Below are 9,156 nucleotides of genomic sequence, written 5' to 3'. Positions count from 1 at the left end.
AGTCACGTTTTCCGACGTCATGGGTAAAAAGGTAACCGGAGCTTGTAAGGAGAACAAGGTGACCGAACCAGTGAAGCGCGTCTATGCGTTTGGCAAAGACGCTCAGGGAAACAACGTAACCGAGGGTAACACCACCATGAAGGCAACGCTCGGCGGCAAGGGCGCGAACCTCGCCGAGATGGCCAACATCGGCCTTCCCGTTCCTCCGGGATTCACGATTTCCTGTCAGACGTGCATGGAGTACGCCAACGCCGGCAATGTGTGGCCGGAAGGCGTTCTCGACACGATCCACGAGTATCGTCTCGATCTTGAGAACCGTATCGGAAAGAAGATCGGCGATGCGGAAGACCCGCTGCTCGTCTCCGTCCGTTCCGGTGCTCCCATGTCGATGCCCGGCATGATGGACACGGTTTTGAACCTCGGCCTGAACGACGAGTCCATCAACGGCCTCATCAAGCAGACCGAGAACCCCCGCTTCGCGTGGGACTCCTACCGCCGCTTCATCCAGATGTTCTCGAACGTCGTCATGGGGCTTGACGGCGATTTGTTCGAGAACGCCATCAACGCCATGAAGGCGGTGCGCGGCGTGAAGTCCGACACCGACCTTACCGCGGAAGACTTGCAAGAGCTCGTCGCGGAGTTCAAGGGCATCTTTACCGAGAACGTTTCGGGCGAGGAATACCCGGCGCTCGTCGTCGACGGCTCCGTGCAGTTCCCGCAGGATCCGATGGTGCAGCTCAAGCTCGCCATCGAGGCGGTGTTCGGCAGCTGGAACAACCCCCGTGCGGTCCTCTACCGCAAGAAGAACAAAATCTCCGACGATCTGGGCACCGCCGTCAACGTGCAGTGCATGGTCTTCGGCAACAAGGGCAACACGTCGGCCACGGGCGTCGCTTTCACGCGCAACCCGGCCAACGGCGCGAAGGAATTCTACGGCGACTACCTGGTCAACGCCCAGGGCGAAGACGTCGTCGCGGGCATCCGCAACACGAGCCCCATCGCCGAGCTCAAGCATGTGGAAGGCCTTGAGGAAGCGGGCCGCGAGCTCGAGGAAATCTTCGTGCTTCTGGAGAACCACTTCCACGACATGATGGACATCGAGTTCACCATCGAGCAGGGCAAGCTCTTCATGCTGCAGACCCGCGTGGGCAAGCGCACTGCCGCCGCCGCGCTCCATATCGCCATCGACATGGAGAAGGAGGGCCTCATCGACAAGAAGGAGGCTGTCCGTCGTGTCGCCCCCGACCAGCTTGACCAGCTGCTTCACCCGCAGTTCGACAAGAACGCCGACTACGACGTGCTCGCTCGCGGCCTGAACGCGAGCCCCGGTGCTGCGGTGGGCGAAGCCGTGTTCTCCTCCGCCGACGCCGTCGCTGCCGCTGAAGCCGGCCGCAAGTGCGTGCTCGTCCGCTGGGAGACCAACCCCGACGACCTCGCCGGCATGATCGCCGCCGAGGGCATCCTCACCTCTCATGGCGGCAAGACCTCGCATGCCGCCGTCATCGCCCGCGGTATGGGCGCCCCGTGCGTGTGCGGCGTGGAGGCCCTGAAGATCGACGCCGAGAAGAAGCAGGCAACGGTTGCCGGCACCGACGTTGTCATCAAAGAGGGCGACATGATCTCGCTTGACGGTACCTCCGGCATCGTCGTTTTGGGTGCGGTCGACCTGGTGATGCCCGAGCTCACCGGCGATCTCGACACCATCCTCGAGTGGGCTGACGAGTTCCGCAAGCTCGGCGTCCGCGCGAATGCGGACAACCCTGAGGATGCGAAGCTTTCCCGCGACTTCGGCGCATCGGGCATCGGCCTGTGCCGCACCGAGCACATGTTCTTGGGCGAGCGCAAGCAGATCATCCAGACCTTCATCTTGAACGACGACGAGGCTGTGCGCGAGAAGGCAGTCGGCGAGCTCTTCGAGGCCCAGACCGGCGACTTCTACGGCATGTTCAAGGAAATGGACGGGCTGCCGGTCATCGTGCGTCTGCTCGATCCGCCGCTGCACGAGTTCCTCGAGAGCCCGCGCGCGCTCGACGTGGAAATTGCACGCCTCGAGGCGACGGGCGGGGACAAGACCCTCATCGCCGAGAAGCGCATGCTCATGGAGCGCATCGACGGCTTCGCCGAGCAGAACCCGATGCTGGGCCTGCGCGGTTGCCGCCTCGGCATCGTCTACCCGATCCTTCCCGAGATGCAGGTTCGCGCCATCGCGACCGCGACCGCGAAGCTCAAGAAGGAAGGTCTCGACCCGAAGCCCGAGATCATGATTCCGCTCGTGTCGACCGTCGCCGAGCTCGAGAAGCTGCGCGCCGTTGCCAAGAAGATCATCGCGGAAGTGGCCGCTGAAGAGGGCGTCGAGCTCGACATCGAGGTCGGCACCATGATCGAGCTGCCGCGCGCTGCCGTCACCGCCGACGAGATCGCCACGCAGGCAGACTTCTTCTCCTTCGGCACCAACGACCTCACCCAGACGACGTTCGGCTTCAGCCGCGATGACGTCGAGGCCGAGTTCGTGCCACAGTACCTGCAGGAGCACCTGCTTCCGTACAACCCGTTCGCCACGATCGACCCGGGCGTGGCCAAGCTCGTGGAGATGGGCGTCAAGCTCGGCCATGAGGGCAACCCCGACCTGGTCTGCGGCGTCTGTGGCGAACACGGTGGCGACCCGGATTCCATCCACACGTTCAACAAGATCGGACTCGACTACGTCAGCTGCTCGCCGTACCGCGTGCCTGTCGCCCGCCTCGCTGCGGCCCAGGCTGCGCTCGAAGAAGAGTAGCACGACCACAGGTTCATCATTGCAGGGGTCGGGCGTTTTGCGCTCGGCCCCTTTTGCGCATATCTAGGGAAGGGGAATGATGCAACGCACGAAAATCGCCCAGCTGTTCGCCGATGTCGACGCGTTCGGGGGCACTGAAATCACCGTGGCGGGTTGGGTCCGCTCGGTGCGCGACATGAAGAACTTCGGCTTCGTCACCTTGAACGACGGAAGCTGCTTTCGCGACCTTCAGGTGGTGATGAGCCGCGAGACGTTGGAGAACTACGACGAGATCGCAGCTCAGAACGTGAGCGCCGCCCTTATCTGTAAGGGCACGCTGAAGCTCACCCCCGAGGCGCAGCAACCCTTCGAACTCACCGCCGAGAGCATCACCGTCGAAGGTGCCTCTGCGCCGGACTACCCGCTGCAGAAGAAGCGCGCCACCGTCGAGTTCCTGCGCACCCAGCAGCATCTCCGTCCGCGCACGAACCTCTTCCGCGCCGTCTTCCGCATCCGCAGCGTCGCGGCCGCGTCCATTCACAGCTTCTTCCAGGACCGCGGGTTCGTCTACGTGAACACCCCGATTATCACGGCGTCCGACTGCGAGGGGGCAGGCGAGATGTTCCGCGTGACCACGCTCGATATGGAGAACGTGCCGCGCGTGAGCGAGAAAGCCGCCGCCGAGTCGGGCGGGGAACTTCACGCAGGGGAGGTCGACTGGAGCCGCGATTTCTTCGGCAAGCCGGCAAGCCTTACCGTGTCCGGTCAGCTCAACGCCGAGAACTTCGCCATGGCCTTCGGTGACGTGTACACCTTCGGGCCGACGTTTCGCGCGGAGAACTCCAACACGAAGCGCCATGCGGCCGAGTTCTGGATGGTCGAGCCCGAGATCGCCTTCGCCGACCTTGAAGACGACATGAACCTTGCGGAAGGCATGTTGAAGCACGTCATCAACGAGGTGATGGATCGCTGCCCCGACGAGCTCGAGATGCTGAACAAGTTCGTCGACAAGGGGCTCATCGAGCGCCTGACGCACGTGGCGACGAGCGATTTTGCGCGGGTGACCTACACCGAGGCCGTGTCGATCCTCGAGGACGCAGTCGCGAAGGGTCACGCATTCGAATACCCCGTGAGCTGGGGAATCGACCTTCAGACCGAGCATGAGCGCTTCCTCACCGAAGAACACTTCAAGCGCCCAACCTTCGTGACGGACTACCCGGTCGAGATTAAGGCGTTCTACATGAGGCTGAACGACGACGGCAAGACCGTCGCTGCGGCTGACTGCCTCGTGCCGGGCATCGGCGAGATCATCGGCGGCAGCCAGCGCGAAGAGCGCCTCGATGTGCTTGAGCGCCGCATCGGCGAGCTCGGGATGGATCCGGCGCAGTACAAGTACTACTGCGACCTGCGCCGTTACGGTTCCTGCCGCCATGCGGGGTTCGGCCTGGGCTTCGAGCGCTTGGTGATGTATCTCACCGGCGTCCAGAACATCCGCGATGTCATTCCGCATCCGCGCACCGTCGGCAATGCTGAATTTTAATCGATAACGAAAAAGCCCCGCATTGTCGGGGCTTTTTCGTTGAAGGGGATTGCTTCAGGGGATAGACGCTATGCGTTTTCTGCTTCTTCGCGCCGGGCAAAGGCGTTGTCGTAGCTCTTTGTGCCAACGAAGATCTCGTTGGTGTAGGGGTTCTTCCCAAGCTTCTTGCTGCGGTAGACGACGTAGCCTAGAGCCGCGATGTTCGCTACGAGGGCCAGCACCGAAATGCCGAGATTCACGTCAGGGTTGTTCACCGACTGCACCGCGAAGATGCTGTCGTTGGCGAACATCGGGCATACCTGGCAGAACATGCACCACAAGGCCAGCGTGTTCGCGCGGTTCTGAATCCAGCCGCCCTTGTTCCAGATGAGTCCGGCAACGGTTGGGGCTAACAGCAAGGCGAGGCCGCAGTACCAGCTGTGAGTCGGCAGGCAGTTGTAGGTATAGCAGAAGTTCCAGATGTCGTAGGAGATAATGAACACCCATGTCATATCGGGCCACAGCATGTCCTGCTTCTTCTTGGAAACATAGATTCCGAACCAACCGGTCATGACGAAGATGTTCAAGATTCCCGCGATACCGTTGAACACGTTGTGCCAGCCGCCGTAGAGCGTGACGCCTTCGGTAGACACCCATGTCGTGCCGAATGCGCGTACGGCGCTTTCGAAGTCGCTTACCACAGCAATCAGAATGTTAATGGCCACGATTACGAACGGGAAGCACTTGAACCATTGCGATTTCCCGATTTTGCCCCATTTGTACTTGAGCGCCATGAAACCGATGCATCCGATGGTCGCGGCGTAGAGCTTCGCGTAGTGGAACCAGCTGTTCATGTCGGTATAGGTGGGATTGTCGAGCGCCCATTGCGCGCCAGACGCTGCACCGACGGCGATGGCGATGAAGTATACGGTGAGCACTGCCGGCAGAACGAGGAAGCAGATGATGCCGCCAGCCTTGCTGCGCCTGGCGAATTCGTTCACGAGGATGAGCGCGATGAATACGATAGCCCAACCGATCCACTGGAAGACGGCGTTGTCGCCATAGACTTGGAATAGCATGATGCCCTCCTTATTCAGACTGGGATGTATATATTTGGCAGGTCCTACCGCGGGTCGGGCCTGTGTTTGCGATGAATCGCGCTCGCTTGGATCTAGCGCTCCATATGAAGCGATTGCGCGATTATGTCTTTCAGCACCTCGTCGCTCACGTCTTGATGGGTGCGAATGTATCCGCATATTCCCAAAATCAGGATATAGAAGGTCTCGTAGAGGTGAACGATGGACACCGAGTGAAGCTCGGAGTAGTCGCGCACCGTCGTATCGACAATGTAACGAGCTGTGCGATCAGCCACACGGTTGATGAACTCTATATATAACGCGGCGTTTTCCCGCGTGTCGAGCGCGCGGCGAAATGACGATCCTTCGAACACCGATACCCGAAGAACGCGCACGACGCCATCGAGGGCTTGCTCTATTTCGCCTGTCATACGCTCATCGTTCCAGATGCTCAGCGCCTCGATGTAGTCTTCGACGAAGTCGTCGAGCACGGCGGAAGTGACCGCCTGCTTGTCGGGAAAGTAGTGGTAGAACAGCGAGCGTGTTATACCGGCGCGCTCGGCGATGTCTTTCACCGAAGTTCGGGAGAGTCCCCGTTCCTCGTAGAGCTGCCTTGCCGCCTCGACGATATCACTTCGTCGTTGTTCGTAGACGTCGTTCACGGCTTGCCCCATTCCCTTGAAGCTTACAAAATCAGTCCCTTATCATTCGCGATGTTCCCTTGATTTCGATGACCACAGATTACGAGCATCGTTGACGTTGCGTCAACGAACATATTTAAGTATGTGTCAATTGCCGATGGTATTGCCGTCGAAGAGATAGAATAGGGTGCATTCGAATTGACTTGACGCCTGCCTGCTTGAAGACGCGACTCTTCGAGCGGATTGCGTAAGGAGCTGGCAGCTATGGAGCACCCTATCGACCTCTCCCGCCTGCCGCGCAGTGTGCGCCTTGGGCGCGATGCTTGCGGACGAGCGGAACTCACCTATCTTGATGAGCGCTTTTTACCTGGTGAGGAACGTTTTTGCTCGACGGGCAGCTGGCGCGAGGTCGTAGATGCCATAAAGACGCTTGCGGTGCGCGGAGCCCCTGCCATCGGTGCTGCGGGGGCTGCCGCCGTGGCACTTTGGGCGGTGAACGAGGGTGCTCGTGGCGCCGTGTCGTACGGGTGTGCCGAGGCAGGGGAGAGCTTCCTGGCGGAGCTTCGGCCCGTCGCCGCTGAGATTTCTGCGGCGCGCCCGACGGCGGTGAACCTCATGTGGGCCACTGCGCGCATGAGGTTCACCGCGAAGCGCCTCGTTGCGGAGGGAGCGACACCTGGCGAGGTGGCAGACTTCCTCTTCGACGAGGTGCTTCGCATCGAGCGAGAGGATGAGGCGGTGAACCGGGCGATCGGCGCCGCGGGGGCAGCTCTCGTCCCCGAGCACGCGCGCATCCTCACGCACTGCAACGCGGGAAGCCTTGCCACCGTGTTCTTCGGCACGGCGCTCGGCGTGGTGTACGCTGCCGCCGAGCAGGGCAAAATCGAGCGCGTCTTCGCCGACGAGACGCGTCCGGTGGGCCAGGGTGCGCGCCTCACGAGCTGGGAGCTTTCTCGTGCGGGCGTCCCTGTGACGGTGATCTGCGACAACATGGCGGCAAGCCTTATGAGTAAGGGAATGATTGATTTCGTCGTCGTCGGAGCTGATCGAATCACCGCGAACGGAGACGTCGCCAACAAGATAGGTACCTATGGTGTAGCCGTCCTCGCGCGCCATCACGGCATCCCCTTCTACGTCGCCGCACCTGCGAGTACTTTCGACGTCTCCCTGCCTGACGGTTCGGCCATCCCCATCGAGGAGCGCGATCCGAGCGAGGTCCTGCCGCAGCCGATTGACGGGGTCGATGTGTACAACCCCGCCTTCGACGTGACTCCTGCCGAGCTCGTTTCCGGCATCATCACCGAGTTCGGCGTGTTTCCGCCCCAAGATGCCGCTCGCGAGGTTGCCGCGCGCGTCGGATAGCCGCTGACTTCTGCTACACTTCGGGTAATTGGGAAATCGAGGTCAGGAGCAACAATGCGCATCGTCACGAGGGGGGATCAGCAGTTCCGCGAGCATGAGCTTCTTTCACCGGACGCGGCGTTCTCCGACGAGTCCGATGGTCGCGACCGCTCGAGCGATCCCGATTTCCTGCGAAACGACTTCCAGCGCGATCGCGACAAGATCCTCCATACGAAATCGTTTCGGAGGCTTTCGCACAAAACGCAGGTCTTCCTCGCGGCGGAGGGCGACCATTTCCGCACGCGCCTCACGCATACTCTGGAGGTTTCCCAGATAGCGCGCACCATCGCGCGGGCGCTCGGTCTCAACGAGGATCTTGCCGAGGCCATCTCGCTTGGCCATGATTTGGGGCACACTCCCTTCGGCCATACGGGCGAGGACGCGCTGTGCCGCGCGATCGCCCGCGTTCGCGGCGTGGATCCCGAAAGCCCCGAGGCCGCCGCCCTGTACCGCCACAACGAGCAGAGCCTTCGCGTGGTCGAGACGATCGAGAACGGCGGGCGAGGCTTGAACCTCATGCCCGAGGTGCGCGACGGAATACTCTGCCATACGGGGCCCGTTCGCGCTGAAACCCTCGAGGGGCGCATCGTCGCCGTAGCTGATCGCATCGCGTATGTGAACCACGACATCGACGACGCCATCCGCGCGGGCATCCTTCGCGAGGGCGACCTTCCCCCCTCGACGCACGAGGTGCTCGGGTGCGACCACTCCTCGCGCATCGAGACGCTCGTGGTCGACGCGGTCCGCACGTCGGCGGCCGAGGACGACATCCGCCTGTCGCCGCGCGTATGGGACGCCATGGCCGAGCTGCGCCAGTTCCTCTTCGACAACGTCTACACTTGCGATGCCGTCATGGAGGAAGTGGCGAAGGCGATGCGCCTCATCGATGTGCTCTTCTCCTATTACATTGACAACCCAGGCGAGATTCCCGTCGAGTACCGCGCCATCTCGGAAGGCGACGACGTCCGCGCTGCGACCGACTACATCGCCGGCATGACCGACCGCTATGCGAAATCCCGCTTCCAGAATCTGTTCGAACCCCATTCCCTTCACGTGTAAAGAGCTATGACCAACCTAAAAACCGATTTGCAAGCCAGCTTCACCGCGGCGCTCCCCATCGTGCTCGGCTACGTCGCCATCGGCGTGCCGTGCGGCATCCTGTGCGATTCCATTGGGCTCAATGCGCTGCAGGTGTTCGCCATGTCCGTGCTGTTCTACTCGGGCGCGGGCCAGTTCATGATTCCCAATATGTGGCTCGCCGGCGCGCCCATCGCGTCCATCATCGCGAGCGTATCGTTCGTGAACACGCGCCAGATGCTCTACTCGGCCGCGTTTGCCCCCCACTGCATCGGCGTGCGCAAGCGCCTCGCGTTCCTCTTCGCCGCCACGGTGACCGACGAGAGCTACGGCGTGAACACCCTCAAGTTCGAAGAGGGGGACTGGTCGGTGCGCCGGGCCCTGTTCGTGAACCTGTTCTCGTGCACCTCGTGGACGATCTCGTGCACGGTCGGCGTGCTGGTGGGCAACGCCATCGGCATCCCGCTCGCGATCGCCTCGTTCGCCATGACTTCGATTTTCATCTGCCTTCTGTGCACTCAGAAAGCGAATGTGGAAAACGTGGTCGCCGCCGCGGTCGCGATGCTCGGCGTCTACGTGTTCAAGCTGGTGGGACTCACCGGACCCGCGATCCTTCTCGGTGCGGTGGCGGGCGTGGTCGCTGCCCTGTGCGTGTCCCAAGTGCGCCTTGCGCGCTCTCGCGAGAGT

The 9,156-nt window shown here is 61.6% G+C and carries 7 protein-coding genes; 5 read left to right on the top strand and 2 right to left on the bottom strand.

Going from position 1 to position 9,156, the window contains the following annotated elements; translation table 11 throughout:
• Nucleotides 1–58 precede the first annotated feature (58 nt).
• Both ppdK and asnS read left to right on the top strand, forming a co-directional pair.
• Nucleotides 59–2,776 (top strand): pyruvate, phosphate dikinase, encoded by a 2,718-nt coding sequence (gene ppdK, locus Q0G18_RS07965; RefSeq protein WP_297151748.1) that lies wholly within the window; start codon nucleotides 59–61, stop codon nucleotides 2,774–2,776.
• Between the two features lie 76 nt (nucleotides 2,777–2,852).
• A complete protein-coding gene (gene asnS / locus Q0G18_RS07960; protein WP_297151746.1) occupies nucleotides 2,853–4,295 on the top strand; it encodes an asparagine--tRNA ligase in 1,443 nt (480 codons plus the stop codon).
• A 68-nt stretch (nucleotides 4,296–4,363) separates the two neighbouring features.
• On the opposite strand, the gene Q0G18_RS07955 is transcribed toward asnS, so the two are convergent.
• Together Q0G18_RS07955 and Q0G18_RS07950 are read right to left on the bottom strand one after the other, a co-directional pair.
• Nucleotides 4,364–5,353, bottom strand: coding sequence for a DUF5692 family protein (locus Q0G18_RS07955; protein WP_297151743.1), 990 nt, complete (start codon nucleotides 5,351–5,353; stop codon nucleotides 4,364–4,366).
• A gap of 92 nt (nucleotides 5,354–5,445) precedes the next feature.
• Complete coding sequence (locus Q0G18_RS07950; protein ID WP_296058654.1) at nucleotides 5,446–6,012, bottom strand: TetR/AcrR family transcriptional regulator; 567 nt, start codon at nucleotides 6,010–6,012, stop codon at nucleotides 5,446–5,448.
• A gap of 243 nt (nucleotides 6,013–6,255) precedes the next feature.
• On the opposite strand from Q0G18_RS07950, the gene mtnA reads away from it, so the two are divergent.
• The 3 genes from mtnA to Q0G18_RS07935 form a co-directional block, all read left to right on the top strand.
• Nucleotides 6,256–7,353, top strand: a complete 1,098-nt coding sequence (gene mtnA / locus Q0G18_RS07945; RefSeq protein WP_297151741.1) for an S-methyl-5-thioribose-1-phosphate isomerase — start codon at nucleotides 6,256–6,258, stop codon at nucleotides 7,351–7,353.
• 54 nt (nucleotides 7,354–7,407) lie between these two features.
• Entirely contained in the window at nucleotides 7,408–8,451 is a 1,044-nt protein-coding gene (locus Q0G18_RS07940; protein WP_297151738.1) for a deoxyguanosinetriphosphate triphosphohydrolase, read from the top strand.
• Nucleotides 8,452–8,457: 6 nt separating this feature from the next.
• The coding region (locus Q0G18_RS07935; RefSeq protein ID WP_297151735.1) for an AzlC family ABC transporter permease at nucleotides 8,458–9,156 on the top strand (699 nt) is incomplete at its 3' end.

Source organism: uncultured Ellagibacter sp. (genome assembly GCF_934636505.1).
Classification (GTDB): domain Bacteria; phylum Actinomycetota; class Coriobacteriia; order Coriobacteriales; family Eggerthellaceae; genus Ellagibacter.
The sequence above is the reverse complement of the archived record's forward strand: the minus strand, read 5'-3'. Positions and strand labels throughout refer to the sequence as shown.